This is a genomic window from Streptomyces sp. NPDC028419, assembly GCF_055565515.1.
Genome location: NZ_JBVHUE010000014.1, coordinates 49367 through 76349, shown reverse-complemented (window position 1 = coordinate 76349; position 26983 = coordinate 49367). Strand labels below are relative to the sequence as shown.

At 73.1% G+C, this 26983-nt stretch carries 22 protein-coding genes; 6 read left to right on the top strand and 16 right to left on the bottom strand.

Annotated features, from left to right (window positions below; genetic code table 11):
• Positions 1-174 precede the first annotated feature (174 nt).
• The gene (gene purU / locus ACZ4UB_RS18090; RefSeq protein ID WP_354381317.1) at positions 175-1050 is read right to left on the bottom strand and encodes a formyltetrahydrofolate deformylase; all 876 of its coding nucleotides are present in this window, start codon (positions 1048-1050) and stop codon (positions 175-177) included.
• A gap of 37 nt (positions 1051-1087) precedes the next feature.
• Complete coding sequence (locus tag ACZ4UB_RS18085; RefSeq protein WP_354381333.1) at positions 1088-1534, bottom strand: SCO4402 family protein; 447 nt, start codon at positions 1532-1534, stop codon at positions 1088-1090.
• Positions 1535-1740: 206 nt separating this feature from the next.
• On the opposite strand from ACZ4UB_RS18085, the gene ACZ4UB_RS18080 reads away from it, so the two are divergent.
• Positions 1741-3057, top strand: coding sequence for an ABC transporter substrate-binding protein (locus tag ACZ4UB_RS18080; protein WP_468071224.1), 1317 nt, complete (start codon positions 1741-1743; stop codon positions 3055-3057).
• A gap of 19 nt (positions 3058-3076) precedes the next feature.
• Here ACZ4UB_RS18080 and ACZ4UB_RS18075 read toward each other — a convergent pair whose 3' ends face one another.
• Both ACZ4UB_RS18075 and ACZ4UB_RS18070 read right to left on the bottom strand, forming a co-directional pair.
• Positions 3077-4543, bottom strand: coding sequence for a hypothetical protein (locus tag ACZ4UB_RS18075; protein ID WP_468071222.1), 1467 nt, complete (start codon positions 4541-4543; stop codon positions 3077-3079).
• Between the two features lie 131 nt (positions 4544-4674).
• A complete protein-coding gene (locus tag ACZ4UB_RS18070) occupies positions 4675-6057 on the bottom strand; it encodes a transcriptional regulator (protein WP_468071220.1) in 1383 nt (460 codons plus the stop codon).
• Between the two features lie 292 nt (positions 6058-6349).
• On the opposite strand from ACZ4UB_RS18070, the gene ACZ4UB_RS18065 reads away from it, so the two are divergent.
• From ACZ4UB_RS18065 to ACZ4UB_RS18055, 3 genes are all read left to right on the top strand, one after another.
• Entirely contained in the window at positions 6350-7036 is a 687-nt protein-coding gene (locus ACZ4UB_RS18065; RefSeq protein WP_354381332.1) for a bifunctional DNA primase/polymerase, read from the top strand.
• A gap of 96 nt (positions 7037-7132) precedes the next feature.
• Positions 7133-7951, top strand: a complete 819-nt coding sequence (locus tag ACZ4UB_RS18060) for an ABC transporter ATP-binding protein (RefSeq protein WP_468071218.1) — start codon at positions 7133-7135, stop codon at positions 7949-7951.
• Entirely contained in the window at positions 7948-9570 is a 1623-nt protein-coding gene (locus ACZ4UB_RS18055) for a transporter (protein ID WP_468071216.1), read from the top strand. The genes ACZ4UB_RS18060 and ACZ4UB_RS18055 overlap by 4 nt, the downstream gene beginning before the upstream one ends.
• Before the next feature lie 171 nt (positions 9571-9741).
• Here the strand turns inward: ACZ4UB_RS18055 and ACZ4UB_RS18050 are convergent, their stop codons facing one another.
• Complete coding sequence (locus tag ACZ4UB_RS18050; RefSeq protein ID WP_468071214.1) at positions 9742-10638, bottom strand: alpha/beta fold hydrolase; 897 nt, start codon at positions 10636-10638, stop codon at positions 9742-9744.
• 284 nt (positions 10639-10922) lie between these two features.
• On the bottom strand, positions 10923-11615 hold the full coding sequence (locus ACZ4UB_RS18045; protein ID WP_356411299.1) for a metal-dependent transcriptional regulator: 693 nt from the start codon (positions 11613-11615) through the stop codon (positions 10923-10925).
• Positions 11616-11827: 212 nt separating this feature from the next.
• On the opposite strand from ACZ4UB_RS18045, the gene ACZ4UB_RS18040 reads away from it, so the two are divergent.
• Complete coding sequence (locus ACZ4UB_RS18040; protein WP_467956103.1) at positions 11828-12583, top strand: SIS domain-containing protein; 756 nt, start codon at positions 11828-11830, stop codon at positions 12581-12583.
• On the opposite strand, the gene ACZ4UB_RS18035 is transcribed toward ACZ4UB_RS18040, so the two are convergent.
• Both ACZ4UB_RS18035 and pdxH read right to left on the bottom strand, forming a co-directional pair.
• Complete coding sequence (locus ACZ4UB_RS18035) at positions 12580-13893, bottom strand: PAS domain-containing protein (protein WP_468071211.1); 1314 nt, start codon at positions 13891-13893, stop codon at positions 12580-12582. The genes ACZ4UB_RS18040 and ACZ4UB_RS18035 overlap by 4 nt on opposite strands.
• Positions 13894-14275: 382 nt before the next feature.
• The gene (gene pdxH, locus ACZ4UB_RS18030; protein WP_354381331.1) at positions 14276-14899 is read right to left on the bottom strand and encodes a pyridoxamine 5'-phosphate oxidase; all 624 of its coding nucleotides are present in this window, start codon (positions 14897-14899) and stop codon (positions 14276-14278) included.
• Positions 14900-15138: 239 nt separating this feature from the next.
• On the opposite strand from pdxH, the gene ACZ4UB_RS18025 reads away from it, so the two are divergent.
• On the top strand, positions 15139-16239 hold the full coding sequence (locus ACZ4UB_RS18025) for a citrate synthase 2 (protein ID WP_468071209.1): 1101 nt from the start codon (positions 15139-15141) through the stop codon (positions 16237-16239).
• Positions 16240-16260: 21 nt separating this feature from the next.
• Here the strand turns inward: ACZ4UB_RS18025 and ACZ4UB_RS18020 are convergent, their stop codons facing one another.
• The 8 genes from ACZ4UB_RS18020 to ACZ4UB_RS17985 all read right to left on the bottom strand — a co-directional run bounded on the left by ACZ4UB_RS18020 (position 16261) and on the right by ACZ4UB_RS17985 (position 26332).
• Positions 16261-16893: a TetR/AcrR family transcriptional regulator gene (locus ACZ4UB_RS18020; protein WP_468071207.1), complete on the bottom strand. Its 633-nt coding sequence runs from the start codon at positions 16891-16893 to the stop codon at positions 16261-16263.
• Entirely contained in the window at positions 16881-17618 is a 738-nt protein-coding gene (locus ACZ4UB_RS18015; RefSeq protein ID WP_468071205.1) for an enoyl-CoA hydratase family protein, read from the bottom strand. The genes ACZ4UB_RS18020 and ACZ4UB_RS18015 overlap by 13 nt, the downstream gene beginning before the upstream one ends.
• A gap of 24 nt (positions 17619-17642) precedes the next feature.
• Positions 17643-18806 (bottom strand): acyl-CoA dehydrogenase family protein, encoded by a 1164-nt coding sequence (locus tag ACZ4UB_RS18010; protein ID WP_468071203.1) that lies wholly within the window; start codon positions 18804-18806, stop codon positions 17643-17645.
• Entirely contained in the window at positions 18803-20812 is a 2010-nt protein-coding gene (locus ACZ4UB_RS18005) for an acetyl/propionyl/methylcrotonyl-CoA carboxylase subunit alpha (RefSeq protein WP_468071404.1), read from the bottom strand. The genes ACZ4UB_RS18010 and ACZ4UB_RS18005 overlap by 4 nt, the downstream gene beginning before the upstream one ends.
• Before the next feature lie 8 nt (positions 20813-20820).
• Positions 20821-22419 carry an acyl-CoA carboxylase subunit beta gene (locus ACZ4UB_RS18000; protein ID WP_468071201.1) on the bottom strand — a complete coding sequence of 533 codons (1599 nt, stop codon included), beginning with the start codon at positions 22417-22419 and terminating at the stop codon, positions 20821-20823.
• Positions 22416-24083 (bottom strand): acyclic terpene utilization AtuA family protein, encoded by a 1668-nt coding sequence (locus ACZ4UB_RS17995; protein ID WP_468071402.1) that lies wholly within the window; start codon positions 24081-24083, stop codon positions 22416-22418. The genes ACZ4UB_RS18000 and ACZ4UB_RS17995 overlap by 4 nt, the downstream gene beginning before the upstream one ends.
• 74 nt (positions 24084-24157) lie before the next feature.
• Positions 24158-24982, bottom strand: coding sequence for a TIGR03084 family metal-binding protein (locus ACZ4UB_RS17990; RefSeq protein ID WP_468071199.1), 825 nt, complete (start codon positions 24980-24982; stop codon positions 24158-24160).
• Between the two features lie 105 nt (positions 24983-25087).
• Entirely contained in the window at positions 25088-26332 is a 1245-nt protein-coding gene (locus tag ACZ4UB_RS17985; RefSeq protein WP_468071197.1) for an MFS transporter, read from the bottom strand.
• Positions 26333-26983 lie beyond the last annotated feature (651 nt).

Below are 26983 nucleotides of genomic sequence, written 5' to 3'. Positions count from 1 at the left end.
GGCGACTCTTCTTCCTCTTTTCCCTTGCGTCCCCCTTGCCCCCCCCCCCCCCCCCCCCCCCCCCCCCCCCCGGCGAGGCTGAGGGTGGCTACGCCTAGCGAGGCTGGGTTTGGCTCCGCCCGGACCGCGCCTCAAACGCCGGCGAGGCTGGAAGGGGCCGGTCGGGGCCGGCGCTCAGGCGAAGACGACTGTGCGGGTGCCGTTGAGGAGGACTCGGTGTTCGCTGTGCCACTTGACCGCTCGCGCGAGCGCCTGGCATTCGACGTCCCGCCCCACCGCCACCAACTGGTCCGGCGTCACCTCGTGCCCGACCCGCTCGACCTCCTGCTCGATGATCGGGCCCTCGTCCAGGTCGGCCGTCACGTAGTGCGCGGTGGCACCGATCAGCTTCACGCCCCGCGCGTGCGCCTGGTGGTACGGCTTCGCGCCCTTGAAGCTCGGCAGGAACGAGTGGTGGATGTTGATGATCCGCCCGCTCAGCGCCTTGCACAGGGTGTCGGACAGCACCTGCATGTACCGCGCCAGGACCACCAGCTCGACGTTCTGCTCCCGGACCAGCTCCAGCAGCTCCGCCTCGGCCGCCGCCTTCGTGTCCTTGGTGACCGGGATGTGCACGAAGGGCACCCCGTACGAGCCGACCAGCTCCTCGAAGTCGGTGTGGTTGGAGACCACCGCCGCGATCTCGACCGGCAGCGCCCCGATCCGCGAGCGGAAGAGCAGGTCGTTCAGGCAGTGCCCGAACTTCGACACCATCAGCACGATCCGCATCCGCTCGTCCGCGCGGTGGATCTGCCAGTCCATCCGGAAGGAGTCGCCGATGGCCGCGAAACTGGCCCGCAGCTTCTCGACCGTCACCGGCGGCGTCGCCGAGAAGTGGACCCGCATGAAGAAGAGGCCCGTGTCGTGGTCGCCGAACTGCTGGCTGTCCTCGATGTTGCACCCGGTCATGAACAGGTAACTGGACACGGCGTGCACGATGCCCTGCTTATCGGGGCAGGACAGGGTCAGTACGTACTGCTGGGGCTCGCTCTGCTGCGGGTCGTCGCTCATGACCGGCAAGACTTTCACATCCGGGCCCCACCTCGCCTCACGCGGCCCGCGTGATGATCCTCAGCACGTCGAGGGAGCGCGGGCGCACGTCCGGGTCCTCCCCGTCGGCCGCCGCCAACCGTACGTGCGCCTCGCGTGCCGCCCGGACCGCCTCCGGCCAGCCGTGGTGTTCCAGGTAGACGGAGACGGGGGCGTCCGGTCCGACCTGGTGCAGGATCCGCAGCACGCGCAGGACGGCGAGGTCCACGAGGGCCGCCTCCTGGGAGTCGCGGAAGATCGTGCCGACGTACTTCTCGGCGGACCAGCTGTCGAGCCAGGTGTCCTCGACGAGCCGGTAGACGGCGTCGGTGACGTCACCGTAGCCGTCGAGCCCGGCGAGCCAGGTGTCCTCCTGGAAGGCCGGGTCGGAGAGCATGTGCAGGGCCGAGCGCACGTTGGTGCGCCAGCGCCACCACGGCATGTCGTTGAGGGGCATGCCGCCCATGGTGGAGGAGCGGCGGCCGCGGCGGGAAGAGTTCTTCGGACCTGGGTCGAATGTCACGCGCTCGATCGTACGTTCCCCCGCGCGCCCGCCTTGACTGCCCTTGCCCGCCTTGCCCCCCGGCGGTCCCCGGTAATTCACCCGGGCGTCACCCAATGTTGTGTACACCTCACACTTCAGTTCCCCGTGGGCCGGAAGTGTGACGGGTCATGACCGACTGGCGAACAGCATCACGTTCCCGCTACCGCTCCCGCACGCTCCTGACCAGGGCGGTGACCACGGCGACGAGCACGATGGCGAGTGCGTGTCTCCTGACCGGCTGTGGCCTGGTCCCCGGAGCCACGGGGGGCTCCGGGGACACCATCACCGTCATGACCTGGGCCCCCGAGGGCACCAAGGCCACCAACATGGGCGGCATGCCCGCCATGGCCAAGACCTACGAGCGTTGGATCAACGGCAAGGGCGGCATCAACGGCCGCAAGCTCCGCGTCCTGACCTGCAACGAGCACAACACCGCCACGGGCGCCGCCGACTGCGCCCGACAGGCGATCGCCGCCAAGGCCGTGGCCGTCGTGGGCTCGTACAGCCAGTGGGGGCGCGCCTTCATGGCTCCGCTCGAAGCCGAGGGCATCCCCTTCATCGGCGGTTACGGGGTCTCCGCCGAGGAGTTCCAGAGCACCCTGTCCTACCCCGTCAACGGCGGTCAGCCGGTGCTGCTCGCCGGAGCCGGGCACCAGCTGGGCAAGGCCTGCGAGGACGTGGCGCTCGTACGGCCCGACACCCTCGCCGGCGACTCCATGCCCATCCTCCTCAACGCCGGCTTCAAGGCCGTCAAGCCGCAGCGCGAGGCCGCCGACGTCCGGGCGCCCGAGGACTCGGCGAACTACGGCGCCCAGGCGACCGAGGCCCTCACCGAGGCCGGGAAGGGCAAGGACAAGTCGAAGGGGTGCGTGGCCGCCGTCCTCGGCGAGCGCACCGAGACCTTCTTCGACTCCTTCCGCCGACTCGACACCCAGACCAAGAAGCCGCAGCTCTCCTCCGTCCTCGGCAGCGTCAGCCAGTCCCTGGTGGACCGCACCGGCGGCAAGGAGAGCCAGTTCGAGGGCGCCTACGTCACCAGCTGGTACCCGGTGTCGGGCGATCCGCTGTGGCAGCCGATGCGGAAGGTCATCGCCGACAACGCCTTCGGCGACAACCGGGTCGACCCGGACGACACCGGCACCCAGACCACCTGGATCGCCTACTCCGTCCTCAGCGAGGTCGTCAAACGCCTCGGCAAGGACGAGGACGTCACCGGCCGCACGGTCACCCGCGCCCTCAACCACTCGGCGGGGATCAAGACCGGGGGCCTCACCCCCGACCTGAGCTGGCGCTACCAGGACATGCGCGCGGTCGGCGGCTTCCCCCGCATGGCGAACGGCCGGGTCACCTTCCAGATCGTCCAGGACGGCCGGATCGTCGCGCAGCCCGGCGAGAGCACCATGGACATGACCCAGACCCTGGAGGCGGCCCCCCGCGCCAGCTGAACCGCGTCCGCGCCCCGGCTCAGAGGTCGGAGGGGTCCCGCTTGGTGAGGCCGTACTGGGTCGCGATCTTGTTCCACATGCCCGAGGCCGACTCCTTCGCCTTGGTCGCCTCGCCGCTCGCCTTGTCGCCGTTGTTGGCGTTGCCGGTGGACTTGGCCTTGCCGTCCTTGCAGGTCTTGCGGTCGCCCGCGGCCTCGTCCGCCCAGGACGCGTAGTACTGGTCCGCCGAACCGGAGGACTTCCACGCCTTGGTGAGGGCCGCGGTCAGCTTGGCGTGATCGGGCAGCTTGTCGGTCTTGAGCTCCTGGAGCTTGGTGACCAGCTCCTCGCGCTTGCGGGCCGCGTCGCGCAGGTCCTGGGCCGACTGCGCGAGGTTCTTGCAGGACCGCACGTCGTCCACGGCGCGGATCACCGTCGCCCGGCTGTCGTTGCTGTCCGCGAGCACCTTGTCGAGCTGTACGGCCTGCCCGCGCGCCGGATCCACCGGTGCCTCGTCCGCCGGGGGCTTGGCCGAACCGGTACCGGCCGGCTTGCTCGCCGAGACGTCCACCGCCGCCGGGTCGTTGTTCTGCGCCTTGCCGTCGCCCAGCAGGGAACCCACGCCCAGTCCGACCACCGCGAGCGCGAGCACCGAGACCCCGATGACCACGGGCGAGACCTTCCGCGCGGGCTCCGGCGGCGGCTGCTGGAAGGGCGCGGGCTGCTGGCGGTGCGGGGGCGGCGGGGGCTGCTGGAAGCCGGTCGTCTGCTGGAGGTGCGCCGGCTGCTGCGGGAAGGGCGGCTGGTGCTGCTGCGGCGGCTTCTGGCGGCGCTGCTGGAAGGGCGGCGCGGGCGGCGGCGCCTGGCTGCGCACGGGCTCCTGGACGGGCGGCAGCACCTGCGTCTGCCCCTGGTCGTCGCCGGGGCCCGCGCTGCGGAACAGGCCGTCGAAGACGTCCGGCTGACCCTGACCCTGACCCTGCCCCTGGCCGGGGACCGGGCCCGCCGCGACCGGCGGGATGTACTGCGTGGCCGCCTCGTGCATCCCGGGTCCGGCCGGAACGGGCGGGATGTACTGCGTCGCCGCCTCCCCGTGGTCCGGGGCGGCCGGAACGGGCGGGATGTACTGCGTCGCCGCCTCCCCGTATCCCGGCGCCGCGGAGACCGGCGGGATGTACTGCGTCGCGGCGTCGCCGCCGTACGCCGCCTCCCCGTACGCCGGAGCGGCGGGCACCGGCGGGATGTACTGCGTCGCCGCGTCGCCGTACGCGTCCCCGTGCGCCGGGGCACCGAACTGCGGCTCCGGCTGCGCCGGGACCGGCGGTATGTACTGGGTCTCGGCCTCGGGAATCGGCGGGTAGCCGTAGCCGTGCGGGGCGCCCGGGCCCTCGTACCCCGGTCCCAGGACGTGGCCGGGCGGCGGCGCGTCCTGGGGCGGGTGTCCGTATCCGTACTGCTGCGGGGACGGGGGCTGGGGCTGGGATGGGGGCGTGGATGCTTCGTACACGGGAGGCTGGGGCTCCGCGGGGTGCCGCGAGTCGCCGCCTCGTCCGCCGCTCTGCGTCACCGGGACTCCTTATCCGACCGTCCGACCCTACGGAACAGTCGGTCACGCTACCCCGTCACCCCCCGTGTCCGTCACGCCACCTGGGTCTCCAGCCGTGCGCTGAACTCCCTGACCGCCGCTTCCTCCCGGTACGGCTCCAGCCGCGACCGGAAGTCGTCGAGGTAGTCCGCGCCCCGGTTCGAGCGCAGGCCGGAGAGCAGGTCGACCGCCTGCGCGGCCGTGTGACAGCCCTGCTCCACCTCACGGCGCTGCACCTGCGAGGTCGCCAGCAGCAGCATCCCGATGGCTCGTCTGCGGGCCTTGGTCCGGGGCAGCGCCCGCAAGGCCTCCTCCGCCCGCCGCCCCGCCGCGTCGGCCTGCCCCAGGTCGCGGTGGCAGTGCGCGAGCTCGTCGGCCAGGTAGGCCTGGTCGAAGTGCCGGATCCACACCGGGTCGTCGCCGGACTCCGGTTCGGCCCGCTCCAGCGCCGTCACGGCCCGCGAGGACAGCACCGCCGTGGCCCGCGCGTCGCCCAGCAGCGCGTGCCCGCGCGCCTCGGCCGCGTAGAACATGGCCTCCGCCCGCGGCGTGACCTGCCCGCGCGTGCCCTCCTGCGCGGCCCGGGCCAGCTGCGCGATCTCCCGGGGATTGCCCAGCTCGGCCGCGAGGTGGCTCATGGACGCGGCGAGCACGTACCCGCCGTAGGCGCGGTCGCCCGCCGCCTGCGCGAGCCGCAGGGCCTGGATGTAGTAGCGCTGGGCGAGCCCGGGCTGGCCCGTGTCCACCGCCATGTAGCCCGCGAGTTCGGTGAGTCGGGCCACCGCCGCGAAGAGCGCGCGGCCCACCGGCTCCCGGTAGGACCCGCCGATCAGTCCGGAGACCACGCTGTTGAGGTAGTGGACGACCACGGGCCGTACGTGGCCGCTGCCGAAGCGGTGGTCGAGGTCCGTGAGGGCGTCGGTGGTGGCCCGCACCGCCTCGACGTCGGACATCCCGACGCGCGAGCCGCCCGTACGGGCCACCTGGGCGTCGGCCCCGGTGATCAGCCAGTCGCGGCTGGGCTCGACGAGGGCGGAGGCGGCCACGGTCGATCCGGACAGGAAGTCGCGGCGGCCCACGTCGCTGCGCCACAGCTCGCAGACCTGCTCGATGGCGCCGACGACGGTCGGCGAGAACTGCAGGCCCACGCCGGAGGCCAGGTTCTTGCCGTTCGCCATGCCGATCTCGTCGATGGTGACGGTCCGACCGAGCTTGCGACCCAGGGCCTCGGCGATGATCCCCGGGGCCCGGCCGCGCGGCTGCTGTCCGCGCAGCCAACGGGCCACGGATGTCTTGTCGTAGCGGAGGTCGAGGCCGTGTTCCGCGCCGCACATGTTGACCCGACGAGCGAGGCCGGCGTTGGAACAGCCGGCTTCCTGGATGAGTGCCTGCAACCGTTCGTTCGGCTGGCGGGCGACGAGAGGCCTGGCTGCCATGAGTAAACCCCCTGCTGGCCGCGGGTGATCGTGCATGTGATCACTTCCCGGCTGATCTGCGAAGAATGCGGAACACCGTCCGGAACGTGGTGAGTCGTACCCAGTCGTGCACTCATACGTCACGCAAGTGGTGGACCGCCGCTCTCCGGTCTGCTGCGAGTTGTCGCTACCCAACCCCCGGCTCCCGGTCCCCCGCGCGCCCCCGCCCGTGCACCGGTGCGCCCCACATGCAGGATCGATGCTCCGTCCACCGGCCGGTTTACGCCCGTAACTCCCGGTGACCGCGGTAGTTGTGCTGATCGTGGAAGAGACCATCGGAGTCACGGAGACCGCGCCCATCCCCCAGCAGCGCGGCGAACTGCTGCTGGACCATGCCGTGCGGTACGCGGAAGAGCGGCACTGGGACGTGTTCGCGGGCACCTGGCTGGAGCCCGGCGACGGCCGCGAGGTCTGCTCCTGCGGGGTCGCGACCTGCGAGAAGCCGGGAGCGCACCCGGGGGTGAAGGAGTGGGCGGCGCTGGCCTCGGGCAGTGCGGTCCGGGTCCGTCAACTGTGGTCGCGCCAGCCGGCCGCGTCGATCCTGCTGCCCACCGGCCGCACCTTCGACGCGATCGAAGTACCCGAGGTCTCCGGCTTCCTGGCGCTCGCGCGCCTGGAGCGACTCGGCCTGACCATCGGGCCGGTGACCGCCACCCCGGACCGTCGGATCCAGTTCTTCGTCCTGCCCGGCGCCGGGGCGAAACTCCCCGACCTGCTGCGCAAGCTGGGGTGGCAGCCCGCCTCCCTCGACCTCGTCGCGCGCGGCGAGGGGGACTACGTCGCCGCCCCGCCCACCCGCTACGGCGGCCGGGGCCAGGTGCAGTGGGTCCGCCGCCCCACCCCGGCGAACCGGTGGCTGCCCGACACCGAGGAGCTGATCGACGTACTGGCCTACGCGTGCGGGCGCGAGGCGGCCGCGGCCCGGGCCCGCCGGGGCTGATCGATCCCAGGTCGGTACATTCAGCCCTACGGCCGCCCCGGCCTGCCCTCGTAAGGTGAACGCGACCAACGGGGACAGAACGAGAGGCAGGGCGCGATGCCGGACCAGGCATTGTCGACGGGGGAGACGGCATTGGTTGCCGCCCCCGCCGTACGGATCGAAGGGCTGTGGAAGCGCTTCGGCGAGCAGATCGCGGTGGCGGGGATCGATCTCGAACTGCCCGCGGGGCAGTTCATCGGTCTCGTCGGACCGAACGGGGCCGGCAAGACCACCACGCTGTCGATGGTGACCGGGCTGCTGCGTCCGGACCAGGGCCGGGTCGAGGTCGCCGGACATGACGTATGGCAGGACCCGGTTCAGGTGAAATCCCGGATCGGAGTGCTGCCGGAGGGGCTGCGCCTCTTCGAGCGGCTGTCCGGTCGGGAACTGCTCGGCTACATGGGCCGGTTGCGCGGGGTGCCGGGCCCCGAGACCGACAAGCGCGCGACGCAGCTGCTGGAGGTCCTCGACCTCGCGGGCTCGCAGCACAAGCTGGTCGTGGACTACTCGACCGGCATGCGCAAGAAGATCGGCCTGGCGGCGGCGCTGCTGCACAACCCCGAAGTCCTCTTCCTCGACGAACCGTTCGAGGGGGTGGACCCGGTGTCGGCGCAGACCATCCGCAGGGTGCTGGAACGTTACACCGCGTCCGGCGCCACGGTCGTCTTCTCCTCGCACGTGATGGAGCTCGTCGAGTCGCTGTGCGACTGGGTCGCGGTCATGGCGGGCGGACGGATCCGCGCCGCGGGCCCGCTGGACTCCGTGCGCGGCAGCGCGCCCAGCCTCCAGAACGCCTTCCTCGAACTCGTCGGCGCCCAGGGGCTCGACACGGGCGAATCCCTGGACTGGCTCGGCGGCGGGGCGGGCTCGCGATGAGTGCCGCCGCTCCCGCCACCGGGGCGGAGGCCGGCCTCACCGCGGTCTTCGTCCGGCTCAAGCTGTCCCTGCTGCGCAACGGCCTCAAGGGCTCGTCGAAGCGGAAGGCCGCCTACATCAGCACGCTGGTGCTGGCGCTCGGCGTCGGCGTGCTCCAGATGATCGGCCTGGCCGTGCTGCACGGGAACGCGCACGCGGGCACCGTCGTGGTCCTGCTCGCCGCGATCCTGGCCCTGCTCTGGTCCGTGATGCCGCTGTTCTTCCCCACCGGGGACGAGACCCTCGACCCGACCCGGCTGGTGATGCTGCCGCTGCGGCCGCGGCCGCTCGTACGGGCCCTGCTGGCGTCCTCGCTCGTCGGCATCGGGCCGCTCTTCACGCTGTGCCTCGCCGTCGGCTCGGTGACCGCGGTGGCCCAGGGCCCGGCGGGCATCGTCGCCGCCGTCCTCGGCGTGCCGCTGCTGCTGCTCGTCTGCGTCGCCCTGGCGCGGGCCGTGGCCACGGCCAACGTCCGGCTGTTGACCAGCCGCAAGGGCCGCGACCTGGCCGTGCTCAGCGGACTGCTGATCGCGGTCGTCGCCCAGTTCGCCAACTTCGCCAGCCAGCGCCTCTTCCAGGCCGGCGGGCTGGCCGCCCTGGAACCCGTCGAGGCCGTGGTGCGGTGGCTGCCGCCCGCGACGGCCGTCGGCATGGTCGACTCGGCGAGCCGGGGCTCGTACGCCGTGGCCGCCGCCCAGCTCGCGCTGACCGTCGGCGCGATCGGCGCGCTGCTGTGGTTCTGGGAGCGCGGCCTGACGAAGCTGATGGTGACCCCGGACGGCTCCACCATCGGTGCGGCCGACTCGGGTAGGAAGCGCGGCTCCGAGGCGGGCGCCGGCTGGTCCCCGCTGCCGGACGGGCGCACCGGCGCGGTCGTCCAGCGCGCCCTGCGCTACGCCGTCCGCGACCCCAAGACCAAGGCCGCCTGGCTGACCTCGTTGGCCGTCGGCCTGATCATCCCGGTCGCCAACGCGCTCCAGGGGCACGGCTCGGTCTACCTCGCCTGCTTCGGCGCGGGCATGCTGGGCGTCCAGATGTACAACCAGTTCGGGCAGGACACCTCGGCGTTCTGGATGGTCGCCCAGACCATCTCCACCCCGCGCGAGGCCTACGCCGAAATGCGCGCCCGGGCCCTCGCGCTGGCCCTGGTCACCGTCCCGTACACGGTGCTCGTGACCGTGGTGACGGCGGCGATGGTGGGTGACTGGGCCGCCCTGCCGGAGGTCGTCGGGCTCGCGCTGGGGCTGCTGGGCGCGATGCTGTGCGCGGGGGCGTTGGCCTCGGCCCGTTTCCCGTACTCCATCCCGACCGACGGCGCGTTCAAGAACGTCGCCCCGGGGCAGGCCGGCCTCGCCTGGATCGGCATCTTCCTCGGCCTGGTCTTCTCGGCCCTGCTGTGCGCACCGCTGATCGTGCTCGCGGCCTGGCTGCACCTGGCGGACCACCAGGACGCCACCTGGCTGCTGCTCCCGCTGGGCATCGCCTGGGGCACCCTGATCACCTGGTCTGGCCTCCGCCTGGCCGCCCCCACGGTCGCCCGCCGCATCCCAGAAATCCTGACCGCGGTAAGCAAGGGCTGACCCGGCCCGTCCCGGCCCCTTCCAGCCCGTCCGGCGTTTGAGGACCGGGTCCGGGCGGAGCCCGGGGAACGGAGGAAGGGCGGGGCGGGGCAGCTCCGCGCAGCGGCCCCGCCCCGCACCCATGCCCGCACCCAGCACCTGGCCCCCGGGCCCCCGCCCGCAACCCGGACCTCAGGCCGAGGCCGTGACCCCGTCCAGGAACGGCTCCAACGCCGCCCGCCAGGCCCCCGGCTGGTCGTAGTGGAGGTAGTGACCGGCATCGGGGATCTCCGCGTACTGCCCGGCCGGCAGCACCCGCACCATCTCCTGCGCCTCGGCCCGCCCCAACTCGCCGTCCAGCCCCCGCACCACCAACGTCGGGCAGCGGACCTGCGCCAGCTCCTCCCAGTGCGCGTCGTGCACCCACGTCTCCCGGGCGGTGAGCATCTGCCGGCGGGAGAAGAGCGGGCGCCACCCGTCGGGCGCCTGGTGCATCACCTCGGCGAAGAAGGCCCCGCGGCCGGGGTCGGGCCGCTCCACCCGGGGATCGTCCTCGCCGAACCAACGGCGCGCGGCGTCCTGCGTGGGGAAGGGCAGCGGCCAGCGGCGGAACCACTCCTCCCACTCCTGCTGCGAGGCGGCCCCGAGCGCGGAGGCCCGCATGTCGCAGATGACCAGGGCCTCGACGAGGTCGGGGCGGCGGGCGGCGAGCTGCCACGCGGTGAGGGCGCCCATGGAATGGCCGACGAGGGTGACGGGGGCCAGGCCGAGCTGCTCGACCACGGCTTCGGCATCGGCCACGAAGGCCTCGCGGGCGAAGGCGGCCGGGATGTCCGGACCATGGGCAGGACGCTCGCTCTGGCCGTGTCCGCGTTGATCGAGGGCGACCACGCGGCGCCGCTCGCCGAGCCAGCGGGCGGTTCCCGCCCAGTGGAAGGCACGGCCCATCAGCCCGTGGAGTAAGAGGACCCCGGGACCGGACCCCGGGCCGGAGCCTTCGGCCGGGGCGCCTGGGGCGGTGGGTTCCCGAAACTCCCAGGCCGCCAGGCGTACGCCGTCGGACCCCGTTACATCGAAGCGCTGTACCACCGCAGATGCACCCCCTTCGCTCCCCGCCAGACTATCGAACCCGCATTCGAAGACAGCCTTCTCGACGGCAACACCACTCTTTCGAATGACCTTGCTCAAGGATTGGCCGCCGCTGCCGAGGGGAGATCTTCAACGGGAGGCGGGCCGCTCGGGGAAGACGGTCCGAGGGGATGACCTTGAGAGCTCGGGGCTCCGGGTCAAAAAGGGGAGGACCGGTCCCGGCGCCGCGAGGCGCCGGGACCGTCCACACCGCGAGCGTCAGTCCGTACCGGCGGTAGGGACGGTCACCGCTTGGCCACGAACACGTGCGAGGCGACTTCCGCCTCCAGCTCGGCGGCCTCGCCGCCACTGCCGACCAGCACTCCCCCCGGGGACTCCGTGACGCTGACGACCGAGCCCGGCTGCACGCCCGCCCGCCGCAGCGTGTACATGAGCTGGGCGTCCGTCTGGATCGGCTCGCCGATCCGGCGCACGACCACGGTCTTGCCGTCGGCGCCCGGGTCCAGCTCCGCCAGGCTCACCATGCTGTCGTCGAGGAAGGGATCGGCCTCGGCCTTCTCGCCCAGCTCCTCCAGCCCCGGGATCGGGTTGCCGTACGGCGACTCGGTCGGGTGGCGCAGCAGCTCCAGCACCCGCCGCTCCACCGCTTCGCTCATCACGTGCTCCCAGCGACAGGCCTCGGCGTGCACCTGCTCCCATTCGAGCCCGATGACGTCGACGAGGAGACACTCGGCCAACCGGTGCTTGCGCATCACGCGCGTGGCCAGCCGCCGTCCCTCCTCCGTCAGCTCCAGGTGCCGGTCGCTGGCGACGGCCACCAGGCCGTCGCGCTCCATGCGTGCCACCGTTTGGCTGACCGTCGGGCCGCTCTGGTCGAGCCGCTCCGCAATTCGGGCGCGCATGGGGACCACGCCTTCCTCTTCCAGCTCGAGGATGGTGCGGAGATACATCTCCGTGGTATCGATCAGTCCGGACATTCGTGCCCCTCGGGATATCGTGCGCTGGCCCTGCACCCAATTCTGACGCATCGGGCCGACAACCGTTCCGTGCTGGAGGTCAAGGCCCGTCCTGGACCGCTCCAAGGGCTTTCGCCCCTGGATTGACGTCGGTATTGACACGCCCTTGGTCCAGACCGCACGGTGAGCGGCGGACACGGACGCACCCCACCTCTGGAAGGGCCCCTCAGCGCATGAGCGAGAGCAAGCTGGCCGGTCAGTTCATCGATGCCGCCATCGGCCTCCTGGAGCGGGTGCGGGACGAGGAAGCGTCGAACATCTCCGAGGCCGGCGCCGTGATCGCCGAGGCGGTCGCGGCCGGGAACCGGCTCTTCGCCTTCGGCGCCGGGCACTCCTCCCTCCCCGCCCAGGACGTGGTCTACCGGGCCGGCGGGCTCGCCCTGATGAACTTCCTCGCCGTCCCCGGCACCGCCGGGATCGACGTCATGCCCGCGACCCTCGGCAGCGCGCTGGAGCGGGTGGACGGCCTGGCCGGGGCGGTCCTGGACAGCAGCCCGGCCGCGGACGGCGACGTCCTGGTGATCATCTCCCTCTCCGGACGCAACGCGCTGCCCGTCGAGATGGCGATGAACGCGCGGGCCATCGGCCTCAAGGTGATCGGCGTGACCTCGGTGGCCTACGCGACCGAGACCCGCTCGCGGCACGTCTCGGGCACCTTCCTCAAGGACCACTGCGACATCGTCCTGGACAGCAAGATCGCGGTCGGCGACGCCGAGCTGAGCCTGGAGGGGATCGACGCGCCCTTCGCCCCGGCGTCCACGGTCGTGACCAGCGCGATCATGCAGGCGGTCATGGCCGCCGCGGCGGGCGACCTCGCCGCCCGCGGCGTCGAGCCGCCGCTGCTGCGCTCGGGCAACGTCGACGGCGGGCACGAGTGGAACGGCCGCGTGATGCAGGAGTACGGCGACCGGATCTTCTTCCGCCACTAGGGCGTCGACAGCGCCAGGTCCGTGGCCAGGCGCGAGGCGACCTCTTCGGCGTAGGCGGCGTCCGCGCGGTCGAAGGGCGGGCGCGAGGGGCCGCGCAGGAACGTCAGGATCCCCAGGCTCCGGCCCCGGCTGCGCAGGACCACGCACAGCGCGTGCGCCGATCCCTGCGGCCAGCGGCGGGCCGTGAGCCAGCCCTCGGCCGCGGCGCCCCCCGGCGCGCTGGCCCGGACCGAACCGATCCGGTCCAGCGCCTGGAACGCGGGGTGCCCCGGCTCGTAGCGGACCGGGATCGCCCCCGGCCCCGGGAGCAGCGGGCCCGCCGCGGGCACCGCCCCGGACGGGGACACGGGCGAGCGGACCAGCCGCGCCCCGTCCGCGGCCAGTACGTCGATCAGCGCGTGGTCCGCGAAGCCGGCCAGCGCGAACTCCAGCCGGACCGCCGCCGCCTCCGCCGGGTCCTCGCACTCCCCCGCCGCCCGGCCCGCCCGGTGCAGCTGCTGGGAACGGAAGCGCAGCTGCGCGGTGTCCAGTTCCGCCTGTCGGGCCTCGGTGATGTCCTGGAACAGCCAGCCGACCCCCAGCGGCACCGGTTCCTCCGCGAGCGGCGAGGCCAGGCGCAGGAAGCCGCTGCGCCAGCAGCGCCTGCGGACGCCGGTGGCCGTGCGCACGGAGACCCACAGCTCCACCGGCCCCGGCGGCGGCCCCTCGGCCAGGACGTGCTGGAGCGCGCCCTCCAGCTCCTCCACGCCCTGCGCGAGCAGCTCCCCGAGCGGCCGTCCCAGCAGGGCGGTCCGCCCCGACCCGAAGGCGGCGGCCGCCTGCGCGTTGACCACGGCGGGCCGCAGGTCGACGTCGACGAGCACGACCCCCCACGAGGCGTCGTCCATCAGGGCTTCGCTGAGCGCGATGGAGCGCTCCAGGTCGATCTGCGCGTGCACCTCGCTGAACGCGCAGTACACCCCGGCCGGTTTTCCGTCCGCGCCCGGCACCCCGGCCGACTGGGTCCGTACGAGCACCCGCCCGCCGTCCTTGGTGAGCAGGGCGAACTCGTGCACCTGGCGGCCGGGCACGTCCTGCGCGCCCATCAGTCTGGCCTCGACGTCCTGCGCGTCGGCGGCCCGCGCCGCCCATCCGGCGAATCCGCGCCGCCCCACCGCCTCGGCGGCCGACCAGCCCAGGATCCGCTCGGCCTCGCGGTTCCAGTGGGTGATCACGCCGTCGGCATCGAACGCGCAGAGCGCCGCGTCCATCCCGTCCAGCAGTGCGGCGAGCAGATCGTCGGTGGTCTCGCTACGTCCGGAAGCACTCACCTGGGACCCCCTGCAGGTGTTCGCGTGTGCGGCACGTCAGATCATTGAACTGGAACGTGACGCAGCCCACACCTGATTCCCCGGATTCCCCCCGAATTAAATCCCTTGAGCGGCGTGCGGCGCCGTCCTAGGCTCTGCCGTACACGAGAAGGGAGGTGGTTCCGGAAATGTCTGGCAACCGGACGCGTGAGGTGACTGCGGGCTGACGCCCGTTGTCGTACGCACCCAAGCAGTGCCGTGCCGACAGGTGTCGGCGCCAATCCCAAGCAGTCACCCGACCCGCGGGCTCGCCGGTACGTCCGGCCGGCTCCTCTCACTGCAGGAGAGGAACCCGAGCCCGCGGGTCGCCTGCTGTCCCCGCCCGGTCGGGCGGGGCCGGCCCTCAGGGGCAGAGCCGCTCGACGCGCCACTTCTCGCCGTCGCGGACGTACTTCAACCGGTCGTGCAGGCGGTTCTCGTGGCCCTGCCAGAACTCCACCTCCTGCGGCACCACGCGGATCCCGCCCCACTCCGGCGGCACCGGCACCTGCTCCCCCTCCGGGTACCGCCGCGCCAGCTCCGCGTAACGGCGGTCCAGCTCGGCGCGCGAGGAGATCACCCGGGACTGGTCGCTCGCCCAGGCCCCCAACTGCGAACCGTGCGGGCGCGAGCGGAAGTACGCGGCGGTCTCGTCCCGGCCGATCCGCAGCGCGCTGCCGGTCACCAGGACCTGCCGGGCGATCGGGTGCCACGGGAAGAGCAGGCCCGCGTGCGGGTTCTCGGCCAGCTCCCGGCCCTTGCGCGAGCCGTAGTTGGTGAAGAAGACGAAGCCGCGCGCGTCGAACTGCTTGAGCAGCACCGTGCGGGAGCTGGGCCGCCCGTCGGGGGTGGCGGTCGAGACGACCATCGCGTTCGGCTCGAACAGGCTCGCGTCGGCGGCCTGCCGGAACCACTGCGCGAACTGCTCCATGGGGTCCGCGGCGAGGCCGTCCTCGGCGAGGATCTCCGAGCGGTACTGCATCCGCATGAGGGCGGGGTCAAGATCCTTGTCTGTCACCCCGCCATCCTGCCGCAGGACGTCTTCCGGGGGTGTGCCGTATGTCACGCTTCCGCAGGCCATCCGGAACGGCCAAAATCTTGGGGCCGGTCCGCTGGTCCACCCGAGGGTGACCATCGGCCCTGCCGGGCATCAACGGGGATGACCGCGCCGGACCGCGAATCACGCCGGGAGCCGCGCGTGTTCGCATCTATCTGAGGAGCCGCCTGATGTCCGACTTCGTACCCGGGCTCGAAGGGGTCGTCGCGTTCGAGACCGAGATCGCCGAGCCCGACAAGGAGGGCGGATCGCTCCGCTACCGGGGTGTCGACATCGAAGACCTGGTCGGTCACGTGTCCTTCGGGAACGTCTGGGGACTGCTGGTCGACGGTGCGTTCAACCCGGGGCTGCCCGCCGCCGAGCCCTTCCCGATCCCGGTGCACTCCGGGGACATCCGCGTGGACGTGCAGTCCGCGCTCGCGATGCTGGCCCCGGTGTGGGGTCTGAAACCGCTGCTGGACATCGACGAGGCGACCGCCCGTGACGACCTCGCGCGCGCGGCCGTGATGGCCCTGTCGTACGTCGCCCAGTCCGCCCGCGGCCAGGGCCTGCCGATGGTGCCGCAGAGCGAGATCGACAAGGCCGAGTCCGTCGTCGAACGCTTCATGATCCGCTGGCGGGGCGAGCCCGACCCCAAGCACGTCAAGGCCGTCGACGCGTACTGGACCTCGGCCGCCGAACACGGCATGAACGCCTCCACCTTCACCGCCCGGGTCATCGCCTCCACCGGCGCCGACGTCGCGGCCGCGCTGTCGGGTGCCGTCGGCGCCATGTCCGGGCCGTTGCACGGCGGTGCGCCGTCGCGGGTGCTGGGCATGATCGAGGAGATCGAGCGCAGCGGCGACGCCGTGGCGTACGTGAAGAAGGCCCTGGACAAGGGCGAGCGGCTGATGGGCTTCGGGCACCGCGTCTACCGCGCCGAGGACCCGCGCGCCCGCGTGCTGCGCCGCACGGCCAAGGAGCTGGACGCGCCGCGCTACGAGGTGGCGGCGGCGCTGGAGAAGGCCGCGCTGGAGGAGCTTCACGCGCGGCGCCCCGACCGGGTGCTCGCGACCAACGTGGAGTTCTGGGCGGCGATCATGCTGGACTTCGCGGAGGTCCCGGCGCACATGTTCACCTCGATGTTCACCTGCGCCCGCACGGCCGGATGGTCCGCGCACATCCTGGAGCAGAAGCGCACGGGCCGCCTGGTCCGCCCCTCGGCGCGCTACGTGGGCCCGGGCACCCGGGACCCGCAGGCCATCGAGGGCTACGCCGACATCGCCCGCTAGGGGCACCCCGTCCGCCCCGGGTCAGTCCCGGGGCGGACCCAGGGCGGTGTCGAGGATGGCCGCCCACTGCGTGACCACGCGGGCCCGGCGGGCGGTGTCGTCGGTCAGGACGTTCGCCAGGCCCAGCCCGCGCGCCATGTCCAGGAATCCCTGGACGCTCTCGCGGACCCCGGGCACGGACTCGTCGGCGCCCAGGAGTTCCACGGCGATGCGGTGGGTCTCGCGCCCGACCCGCGCCTCCAGTTCGACGACCGGGGGCCGCAGCTGCTCCTCGTTGGAGGCGGCCACCCACAGCTGGAGCGCGGCCCGGAAGAGCGCGCCCGTGTAGAGGTCCACCACGGCGTGGACCACCTCGGCGCGCGGCGCCGGGCCCGCCTGGAACAGCTCGCGCAGGGCGGTGGACCGTTCCTCGGCGACGTACTGGACTGCGGCGGTGAACAGCGCTTCACGGGTGGGGAAGTGGTGCTGGGCCGCGCCGCGGGAGACGCCGGCGCGCTCGGCGACGACGGCGACGGTGGAGCCCGCCCAGCCGTGCTCGGCCAGGCAGGACACGGCCGCTTCCAGGAGGTGGCGGCGGGTGACCCGGCTGCGGGCCTGCTTGGGTCCCGCGGGCCGACGGGGACCGCTGTGCGGCGGATCGGTCAGGACGTCCACGACGGGTCCCGGCGTTCGAAGAGGGCGGTGATGCCCTCGCGGGCCTCCGCGGAGCCGAAGAGGGTCGCGGACAGCGCGGTCAGCCGCTCGCCGTCCCGCTCCAGGGCCGCCCGTACGGGTGCGGTGACCAGCGCCTTCGACGCGGCGAGCCCCTGCGGCGAGGCCCTGCGCAGGCCCGCCAGGACCGGTTCGAGGGCCTGGTCGACGTCGTCGGCGTGCAGGGTGAGCAGGCCGATCCGGGCCGCCTCGGCCGGTCCGAAGCGCTCGGCGGTGAGGAAGTAGCGGGCCGCGGCCCGCGGGTCGAGCCGTGGCAGCAGCGGGATCGAGATCACCGCCGGGGCCAGGCCCAGGTGGCTCTCGGTGAAGGCGTACGAGGACTGCGGGCCGGCGGCGGCGATGTCGCAGGCCCCGAGCAGCCCGAGGCCACCGGCCCGGACGTGGCCGGTGACCCGGGCCACGACCGGTGTGGGCAGTTCGGCCAGTTCGCGCAGCAGGGCGAGGAAGTCCTCCGGCGCGAAGGGGTTCTTCAGGTCCGCCCCGGCGCAGAAGGTGGTGCCGGTGTGGGTGAGGACGATGGCCCGGACCGCCGGGTCCGCACCCGCCGCGGCGAGGGCCGCGCGCAGCTCGCCGACGAGTTCCGCGGAGAGCGCGTTGCGGTTGCCCGGCGAGTCGAGCGTGAGGGTGGTGATGCCGCTGGTGTGCGCGGATCCGACGATCGGGGTCATGTCCGTTCCTCCGGCCCTTCCGTTCTAGTAGGACTTGGGCAGGCCCAGGGTCTGGTGCGAGACGAAGTTGAGGATCATCTCGCGGCTGACGGGTGCGATCCGGGCCACCCGGGAGGCGGTGATGAGGGAGGCGAGTCCGTATTCGCGGGTGAGGCCGTTGCCGCCGAGGGTGTGGACGGACTGGTCCACCGCCCGCACGCAGGCCTCGCCGGCAGCGTACTTGGCCATGTTGGCCGCCTCACCGGCGCCCATGTCGTCGCCGGCGTCGTAGAGGTGGGCGGCCTTCTGCATCATCAGGCGGGCCAGTTCCAGCTCGATGTGGGCGGCCGCCAGCGGGTGGGCGACGGCCTGGTGGGCGCCGATCGGCTCCTTCCACACCTGTCGGGTCTTGGCGTAGTCGACCGCCTTGGCCAGGGCGTAGCGGCCCATCCCGATGGCGAAGGCGGCGGTCATGACGCGTTCGGGGTTGAGTCCGGCGAAGAGCTGGAGCAGGCCCGCGTCCTCGTCGCCGACCAGGGCCCCGGCGGGAAGCCGCACCTCGTCCAGGACCAGTTCGAACTGCTTCTCGGCAGCTTGGAGTTCCATGTCTATGACCGAACGGGTGAAGCCGGGGGTGTCGCGGTCCACGATGAACAGGCAGGGCTTGAGGCGTCCGGTGCGGGCGTCCTCGGTGCGCCCGACGATGAGGGTGGCGTCGGCGATGTCCACGCCGGAGATGAAGACCTTGCGCCCGGACAGCACCCAGTCGTCGCCGTCGCGCCGTGCGGTGGTGGTGATGCGGTGGGAGTTGGATCCGGCATCGGGCTCGGTGATCCCGAAGGCCATGGTCCGGCTGCCGTCGGCGAGGCCGGGGAGCCAGGCCCGCTTCTGCTCTTCGGTGCCGAAGCGGGCGATGACCGTGCCGCAGATGGCGGGCGAGACCACCATCATCAGCAGCGGGCAGCCCGCGGCGCCCAGTTCTTCGAGCACGATGGAGAGTTCGGCGATGCCTCCGCCACCGCCTCCGTACTCCTCGGGGAGGTTGACCCCGAGGTAGCCGAGCTTGGCGGCATCGGCCCACAGCTCGTCGGGGTGGCCGCCCTCGCGGGCCACCCGGGCGAGGTACTCGCGACCGTAGCGCTGCCCGAGGGCGGCGACGGCCGCGCGCAGGGCGCGGTGTTCTGCTGATTCCACAACGGCGTTGCTCATGCGGGCGGTTCCTCCTGGACGACGGCGAGCAGGGCGCCGAATTCGACCTGACGGCCGAGGGCGGCGTGGAGCGCGGTGAGCGTGCCGGAGGCGGGCGAGACGATGCGGTGCTCCATCTTCATGGCCTCCAGCCACAGCAGGGGCTGCCCGGCGGTGACGGCGGAGCCGGTGGCGAGGCCCTCGGCGATCCGCACGACGGTGCCGGGCATGGGGGCGAGCAGCGATCCCGGTTCGGTGCGGTCCTGGGGTTCGGTGAAGCGGGGCCGCCGGGTCAGGGTGTGCGCGCCGAGCGGCGAATCGACGTACACCTCGGGGCTGTTCGATTCGTGTTTCACGTGGAACATCCGGTGGACACCGTCGATTTCGAGGGTGACCGACTCGGGTCCGACGGCCAGGACGCGGACCCCGGGCTGGTCCACGAGCTGCGGGGGGCCGCTCCGGGCGGGCCGGTAGCGGACCTCGTAGGTCGTCCCGTCCACGGTGTAGGCGCGGCTCTGCGGCTGGGACGGCACGTTGCGCCAGCCGCCGAGCCGGCTGGCGAGCGGCGCGCCGGGGGCGGGGGCGGCCTCCGCGAGGGCGGCGGCGAGGGCTGCCCGAGCGGCGTCGGGGGCGGGCGCGGTGAGCTCGGCGAGGTGGCGTTCGTAGAAGCCGGTGTCGAGGCGCGCGGCGGTGAACTCCGGGTGGCGCAGCGAACGCACCAGCAGGTCCCGGTTGGTGGTGAGCCCGTGGATGCGGGCCCGGGCCAGGGCGCGGGTGAGCGCGCGGACTGCCTCGGCGCGGGTGGGGGCGTGTGCGATGACCTTGGCGAGCATCGGGTCGTAGTGCACGCCGACGGTGTCGCCGTCGGCGAAGCCCGTGTCGATCCGGATCCCGTCCCCGGGGACGGACAGGGTGTGCAGGACCCCGGCCTGCGGGCGCCAGTCCCGGGCCGGGTCCTCCGCGTACAGCCGGGCCTCGACGGCATGGCCTTCGGCCCGCGGCGGGTCCAGGGGCAGCGCCCGGCCTTCGGCGACGCGCAGTTGGAGGGCGACGAGGTCGATGCCGAAGACGGCCTCGGTGACGGGGTGTTCCACCTGGAGGCGGGTGTTCATCTCCAGGAAGTACGGGCGGCCGTCGGCGGTGACGAGGAACTCGACGGTGCCCGCGCCCTGGTAGGACACCGCGCGGGCGGCGGCGACGGCGGCTTCGCGCAAGGTGGTGCGCAGGCTCTCGGGGAGGGCGGGGGCCGGGGCCTCTTCGATGACCTTCTGGTGGCGGCGCTGCAGGGAGCAGTCCCGGGTGCCCAGGGCCCAGACGGTGCCGTGGGCGTCGGCGAGGACCTGCACCTCGACATGGCGGCCGCGCTCGACGTAGGGCTCCGCGAAGACCTCGCCGTCGCCGAAGGCGGACCGGGCCTCCGCGGCGGCGGCTTCGAGCTCCTCCTTCAGGGAGTCGAGGTCGCGGACGACCCGCATGCCCCGGCCGCCGCCGCCCGCCGCGGCCTTGAGGAGCAGCGGCAGGTCCGCGGCGGTGGCCGCGGCCGGGTCGACGGGGTCGAGCAGGGGGACCCCGGCGGCGCGCATCAGCTCCTTGGCGCGGGTCTTGGAGGCCATGGCCTCGATGGCCTCGGGCGGCGGCCCGATCCAGAGCAGGCCGGCGGCGCGCACGGCCCGGGCGAAGTCGGCGTTCTCGGAGAGGAACCCGTACCCGGGGTGGACGGCGTCGGCGCCGGCGGCGAGGGCCGCCCGTACGAGGAGTTCGCCGCGCAGGTAGGTCTCGCCGGGGGCGGCCCCGGGCAGCCGGACGGCCGCGTCGGCCTCCCGCACGTGCAGGGCCCCGGCGTCGGGGTCCGCGTACACGGCGACGGTGTCGAGGCCGAGGGCGCGGGCGGTGCGGAAGATCCGTACGGCGATCTCCCCGCGGTTGGCGACGAGCAGCGAGCCGATCGTCTTGGGCGCGGCGAGGTCGGACGCGGTGGGCTCGGACGCGGTGGACCGGGGTGCGGTGGCTTCGGGCGAGGTGGTCATGTGGGGGCTCACATCCGGAAGATGCCGAAGCCGCCACGGGCGCCCTCGACGGGGGCGTTGTGGACGGCCGAGAGGCACAGGCCGAGGATGGTGCGGGTGTCGCGCGGGTCGATGACCCCGTCGTCGTACAGCCGCCCGGACAGGAACATCGGCAGGGACTCCGACTCGATCTGCTGCTCCACGAATGCCCGCATCCCGGCGTCGGCCTCGTCGTCGTACGGCTGCCCCTTCGCGGCGGCCGAGGCGCGCGCGACGATCGACAGCACGCCCGCGAGCTGCTGCGGTCCCATCACCGCGGACTTCGCGCTGGGCCAGGCGAAGAGGAAGCGGGGGTCGTAGGCCCGCCCGCACATGCCGTAGTGCCCCGCGCCGTAGGAGGCGCCGATGAGGACGGACAGGTGCGGGACCTTCGAGTTGGACACCGCGTTGATCATCATCGAGCCGTGCTTGATGATCCCGCCCTGCTCGTACTCCTTGCCGACCATGTAGCCGGTGGTGTTGTGCAGGAAGAGCAGCGGGATGTCGCGCTGGTTGGCGAGCTGGATGAACTGGGCGGCCTTCTGCGACTCGGCGCTGAACAACACGCCCTGGGCGTTGGCGAGGATGCCGACCGGGTAGCCGTGCAGGCTCGCCCAGCCGGTGACCAGGCTGGTCCCGTACAGCGGTTTGAACTCGTCGAAATCGGAGCCGTCGACCAGCCGGGCGATGACCTCGCGCGGATCGAAGGGGGTCTTGAGGTCGGACGGCACGATGCCGAGCAGGTCCTCGGCGTCGTACAGCGGTTCCCGCGCCACCGGCGGCTCCGGCCGCGCCTTGCGGTGGTTGAGGCGGGCCACGATCCGTCGGGCCCGGCGGATCGCGTCCTCCTCGTCGACGGCGTAGTAGTCGGCGAGGCCCGAGGTGCGGGCGTGCATGTCGGCGCCGCCGAGGGACTCGTCGTCGCTCTCCTCGCCGGTGGCCATCTTGACCAGCGGCGGGCCGCCGAGGAAGACCTTCGACCGGTCCTTGATCATCACGGTGTGGTCGGACATCCCCGGGATGTAGGCCCCGCCCGCCGTGGAGTTGCCGAAGACGACGGCCACGGTGGGGATCCCCTCGGCGGAGAGCCGGGTGATGTCCCGGAAGATCGCCCCGCCGGGGATGAAGATCTCCTTCTGGGACGGGAGGTCGGCGCCGCCGGACTCGACCAGGCTGATGCAGGGCAGTCGGTTGGCCCGCGCGATCTCGTTGGCCCGCAGCGCCTTCTTCAGGGTCCAGGGGTTGGAGGCACCGCCGCGCACCGTCGGGTCGTTGGCGGTGACCAGGCATTCGACGCCCTCGACCACACCGATCCCGGTCACCATCGAGGCGCCCACCGGGTAGTCGCTGCCCCAGGCGGCGAGCGGGGACAGCTCCAGGAACGGGGTGTCCGGGTCGAGGAGCAGCTCGATCCGTTCCCGGGCGAGCAGCTTGCCGCGCGCCCGGTGCCGGGCCGTGTACTTCTCGCCGCCGCCCGCGAGCGCCTTGGCGTGCTCGGCGTCGAGGGCCCCGATGCGTTCCAGGGCGGCGGCCCGGTGGGCCAGGTGGTCGGGGTCGCTGGTGTCGACGCTGGTGCCGAGCCGGGTCATGGGCGGCTCACCTCCGGAGGGGGTGCGAGAGGGGGGAGAAGGCTGACGGGAATGTCGAGGTGGCGGGCGCGCAGCCATTCGCCGAGCGCCTTGGCCTGCGGGTCGAAGCGGTGCCCGGAGGCGACGCCGTCGCCGAGGATGCCGGTGACGACGAAGTTGAGGGCGCGCAGGTTCGGCAGGTCGTGCCGGGTGACCGGCAGGGTGCGGGTCTCGGGGAGCAGCTCCTGGAACAGGTCGACGGTGAGGGTGCTCCGCAACCAGTCCCAGGCGTCCGCGCTCTCGGCCCAGACGCCGACGTTCGCGTCCCCTCCCTTGTCCCCGCTGCGGGCCCCGGCCACCAGCCCGAGGGGCGCGCGGCGGGTGGGGACCTCCCCCGCCGGGGTTCCCGTGGGGCCCGGGTCGGGCGGGACCGGCAGGGGCGGCAGCGGGGAGGCCGGCGGCGCCGCGGGCCCGGTCGCCGGGATGCTCAGGCGGCTGCCGTCCGGGAGGACCGCCGTGTGGGGGACGGTGTCCGCGGGCAGCTGCCCGGAGCTGAACACCCCGTACGGCTGGGCCGGTCCGGGCGGGGCCGTCACGTGGAACCCCGGGTAGCTGCCGAGGGCCAGCTCGATCGCCGCCGAGGTCAGGGCCCGCCCGACCCGGTCGGCTGAGGGGTCCCGGACCACCAGCCGCAGCATCGCGCTCGCCGTCTCCTGGGTGCGCGCGTCCGCGTGATCGGTACGGGCGAGGGTCCAGCCGACGTCGGCCACATCCTCCAGCGCCCCGGCCAGCTGGGCCCGTACGAGCTCCGCCTTGGCCTCGATGTCGAGGCCGGTCAGGACGAAGACCACCTCGTTGCGCCAGCCCCCGATCCGGGTGACGCCGGTCTTCAGGGTCGGTGGCGGTGCCTCGCCGCGCACCCCGCTGATCCGGACCCGGTCCGGGCCCTCCTCGCACAGCCGCACGGTGTCGAGGCGGGCCGTCACGTCGGGGCCGAGGTAGCGGGCGCCCTGGGTCTCGTAGAGCAGCTGCGCGGTGACGGTGCCGGTGGTCACCGCGCCGCCCGTGCCGGGGTGCTTGGTGATGACGCAGGAGCCGTCCGCCTCGATCTCGGCGAGCGGGAAGCCGGGGCGGGCCACCGCCGCGTGGCGGGTGAAGAAGGAGTAGTTGCCGCCGGTGGCCTGGGTGCCGCACTCCAGGACGTGCCCGGCGACCACCGCTCCCGCCAGCCGGTCGTGGTCGCCGGGCGACCAGTCGAACCACCAGGCGGCGGGGCCGCTGACGAGCGCCGCGTCGGTCACCCGGCCGGTGACGACGACGTCCGCGCCCGCCCGCAGGCAGGCCGCGATCCCGGCGCCGCCGAGGTAGGCGTTCGCGGTCAACACCCCTTCGGCGTAGGGCATCACGTCATCGCCCTCGACGTGCGCGACGCGCACCGGCACACCGGTCTTCGCGGCCAGTTCGCGCACGGCGTCCGCGAGGCCGGCCGGGTTGAGGCCGCCCGCGTTGGCGACGATCCGCACGCCCCGCTCGTGCGCGAGGCCGAGGCCCTCCTCCAGCTGGCGCAGGAAGGTCTTCGCATAGCCGAGGCCCGGGTCCCTGAGCCGGTCGCGGCCGAGGATCAGCATGGTCAGCTCGGCGAGGTAGTCCCCGGTCAGGACGTCCAGTTCGCCGCCGGTCAGCATCTCGCGCACCGCCGAGGAGCGGTCGCCGTAGAAACCGGACGCGTTGCCGATGCGCAGGGCGCGCCGCGCGCCGCTCACGCGGGACCGCCGCCCGGCTCGCGGCCCGGACCGGCCGGGCCCGCGAAGGCCTGCGCGATGTCGAGCCACTGCTCGGCGTCGGCGCCCAGCGCCCGTACGCCGAGGTCGGCGCGGTGCGCCCGCTGGGTCACCAGCAGGCAGAAGTCGAGCGCGGGGCCGGTGACCCGCTGCGGGGCGTCCGGGGGACCGTACGTCCATGCGCCCGCCCCGTCGGGGGCGGTCAGCTCCACCCGGAACTCCTCGGTGGGAGCGGGCAGTCCGCGCACCGCGAAGGCGTAGTCGCGGGCCCGCACGCCGATCCGGGCGACGTGCCGCAGCCGGTCGGTGGGCGTGCGGCGCACTCCGAGCGCGTCGGCGACGTCCTGCCCGTGCGCCCAGGTCTCCATCAGTCGGGCGCTGGCCATCGAGGCGGCCTTCATGGGCGGCCCGTACCAGGGGAAGCGCGTGTCGGGCGAGGCCGCGGCGAGCGCCCGGTCCAGGGCGGCGCGCCCGGCCCGCCACGTCCTCAGCAGCTCCGCGGGCCCGAGCGCGGCCCCCTCGGCGGCGCCGTCGTCGACGAACCGGTCGGGCGCCGCGAAGGCCGCCGCGACCATCTCCCCGAACCCGTCGGCGTCGGTGAGCGCCAGCAGCGCCGCCCGGTCGGTCCACGCCAGGTGGGCGATCTGGTGGGCGATGCTCCAGCCGGCGGCGGGGGTGGCCGCGGCCCAGCCGGGGTCGGACAGCTCGGCGACGAGGAGGTCGAGCTCACGGCCCTCCTCACGGAGATCGACGTACACCGCTGCTGCGGCGGGTTCGGTGGCGGCGGACGACGGCTCGGGCACGGTGCGCTCCCTCGGGACCCCAGGACACGGCTGTGGGGGGAAGCGTGGCAGCGCTCGACAAAACAATCAAGCATGCTTGCATTATTTGTCCGGAGCCCGCCCCCTTCAGGAACGGGAGCCGACCGCAGGGGAGTTGACGCCCTCCAGGGCGTCCAAGCGGCGCAGACACCCCCGCCGCTGCACCACCGAAAGACCCGCCACCGCACCGCCCAGCAGGAGCCAACCGGCCGGACCCGCCACCATGACCGCACCGGTGAGCAGGAGGGGCCCCGCGGACTTCTGGATGGATTGGGCCATGCCGGCCACGCCCAGGTAGGCCGCCCTCGACTCCGGCGGGGCGAGGGAGACCGCCAGCTCCCAGGAGCTGACCGAACGGACCAGCTCGGCCGCGGTGACCAGCACCGCCGCGGCGAGCAGGGCGAGGGAGGCGCTCCACGCCCCGCCGCCGGTCGCGGTCGCCAGTACGACGCAGCAGGCGAACAGCGTGACGCCGTAGAGGAGCGCCACCCCGGCGGCCCGACGCGGCCCCCGCACCCGGGCCGACACGTGCAGCTGGAGGACGACGACGAGCACGGTGTTGATCGCCAGGAAGGCCGGGACCACGGCGTGCGGCGCCGAGGTGTGGCCCACGAGCCACAGCGGCAGGCCGACATTGAGGATCGAGTCGTCGAGGCTCATGGGGATGTCCAGCAGGACGAACCGCAGGTAGCCGCGATCGCGCCACGGACTGGCGGGCGCGACGGGCCCGGCGCCCGTGGAGCGCGCCACGACGTGGGCGCGGGCCCGCGGCTCGCGGGTGCGCCACACGAGGGCGGCGGCCAGGACGAACGACAGGGCGTTGGCGAGGATCAGGGCGGCGTACGCCCCACGGGTCCCGACGGCGAGACCGAGCGCCGCGACCCCCGCCCCCACCGCGCACCCGGCGTTCGCCGCACTGCGCGAGAGCGCCTGGTACTCCGCACGCCGCTCACCCGCGACGCGCGTGGCGAAGAGCATCTCCAGCGTCTTGGCCGCCCGGTCGCCGAGGTAGGTGATCGCGACGACGGCCAGCAGCACGTCGAAGCGCGTGCACACCAGCATCAGACACAGGGTCGCCAGCCGCAGGAGGTGGCAGCCGACCAGCAGGGCCCGTACGGAGAAGCGCCCGGCCAGCCACCCCGCCAACGGCGACCCGGCGATCCCCGCCACCCCGGCCACCCCGAGCAGCAGACCGAGCTGCCGGGCGTCGAAGCCGACGACGAACGTGAAGTACAGGACCGAGGAGGCCGCCCAGACCCCCGACCCGGTGCGGTCCAACAGCTGGGCGAACAACATGATCCGCGCATCCCGCCCACCGGGCGGCCGCCGCAACCGCGACCACAGACCGCCTTTCGCCGACTGCCCGTCTGCCGATCCGTCCGCCGATCCGCCTGCCGATCCGCCTGCCGATCCGCCTGCCGACCGGATCCCCATCGCGCGCCCCTCCGCTCACCTGCCCACCCCGGAAGTCTCTCGACATCAAGAGACCTGACGGCCGCAGCCTGCCGGACATCTATCTCGACGTCAAGATACTTTCGGTGGGTGGGGTGGGGCACGCGGCTTCGCCGCGTTGGGCGGGGGCTTCGGGTGGGGCGGGGTCGGTGGGGTTCCGGGGGCTGCCCGTCAGTTCAACTGTCTCTCCGTGCCGGGGCGACCTGTCAAGGGCGCTCCTTCGTCGCGTCGCTACGCGATGGCCTGCGGCCACCCTTGACAGGCCACCCCGTCACGGAAAGCCAAGAACTGTCGGGAAGCCCCCGGAGGAAGGGCAGGGGGGACCTTTCCCATGCGGCCCCGTTGCGAGCGATGCGCCGGAGGCTCTGAGAGTGACCTTGCCGCGCCCTCCGGGCGAACAGCAACCGACACAAGCCACAAGCACGCCTGCAGATCGCTACGCGCTCCTCCTAGAGAAGCGTCTGCGAGTTGTTTGGGGCTGATTTGGGCTGGTGGGGGTGCGGGAGGGGCGGAAGCTCGGCCCCACCGAGC

Coding starts and splice junctions, on each gene's coding strand:
- purU (WP_354381317.1), bottom strand. CDS start 1,050: ATGAGCGACGACCCGCAGCAGAGCGAGCCCCAGCAGTACGTACTGACC.
- ACZ4UB_RS18085 (WP_354381333.1), bottom strand. CDS start 1,534: ATGGGCGGCATGCCCCTCAACGACATGCCGTGGTGGCGCTGGCGCACC.
- ACZ4UB_RS18080 (WP_468071224.1), top strand. CDS start 1,741: ATGACCGACTGGCGAACAGCATCACGTTCCCGCTACCGCTCCCGCACG.
- ACZ4UB_RS18070 (WP_468071220.1), bottom strand. CDS start 6,057: ATGGCAGCCAGGCCTCTCGTCGCCCGCCAGCCGAACGAACGGTTGCAG.
- ACZ4UB_RS18060 (WP_468071218.1), top strand. CDS start 7,133: ATGCCGGACCAGGCATTGTCGACGGGGGAGACGGCATTGGTTGCCGCC.
- ACZ4UB_RS18055 (WP_468071216.1), top strand. CDS start 7,948: ATGAGTGCCGCCGCTCCCGCCACCGGGGCGGAGGCCGGCCTCACCGCG.
- ACZ4UB_RS18045 (WP_356411299.1), bottom strand. CDS start 11,615: ATGTCCGGACTGATCGATACCACGGAGATGTATCTCCGCACCATCCTC.
- ACZ4UB_RS18040 (WP_467956103.1), top strand. CDS start 11,828: ATGAGCGAGAGCAAGCTGGCCGGTCAGTTCATCGATGCCGCCATCGGC.
- pdxH (WP_354381331.1), bottom strand. CDS start 14,899: ATGCGGATGCAGTACCGCTCGGAGATCCTCGCCGAGGACGGCCTCGCC.
- ACZ4UB_RS18025 (WP_468071209.1), top strand. CDS start 15,139: ATGTCCGACTTCGTACCCGGGCTCGAAGGGGTCGTCGCGTTCGAGACC.
- ACZ4UB_RS18015 (WP_468071205.1), bottom strand. CDS start 17,618: ATGACCCCGATCGTCGGATCCGCGCACACCAGCGGCATCACCACCCTC.
- ACZ4UB_RS18010 (WP_468071203.1), bottom strand. CDS start 18,806: ATGAGCAACGCCGTTGTGGAATCAGCAGAACACCGCGCCCTGCGCGCG.
- ACZ4UB_RS18005 (WP_468071404.1), bottom strand. CDS start 20,812: ATGACCACCTCGCCCGAAGCCACCGCACCCCGGTCCACCGCGTCCGAG.
- ACZ4UB_RS18000 (WP_468071201.1), bottom strand. CDS start 22,419: ATGACCCGGCTCGGCACCAGCGTCGACACCAGCGACCCCGACCACCTG.
- ACZ4UB_RS17995 (WP_468071402.1), bottom strand. CDS start 24,083: ATGCTGACCGGCGGCGAACTGGACGTCCTGACCGGGGACTACCTCGCC.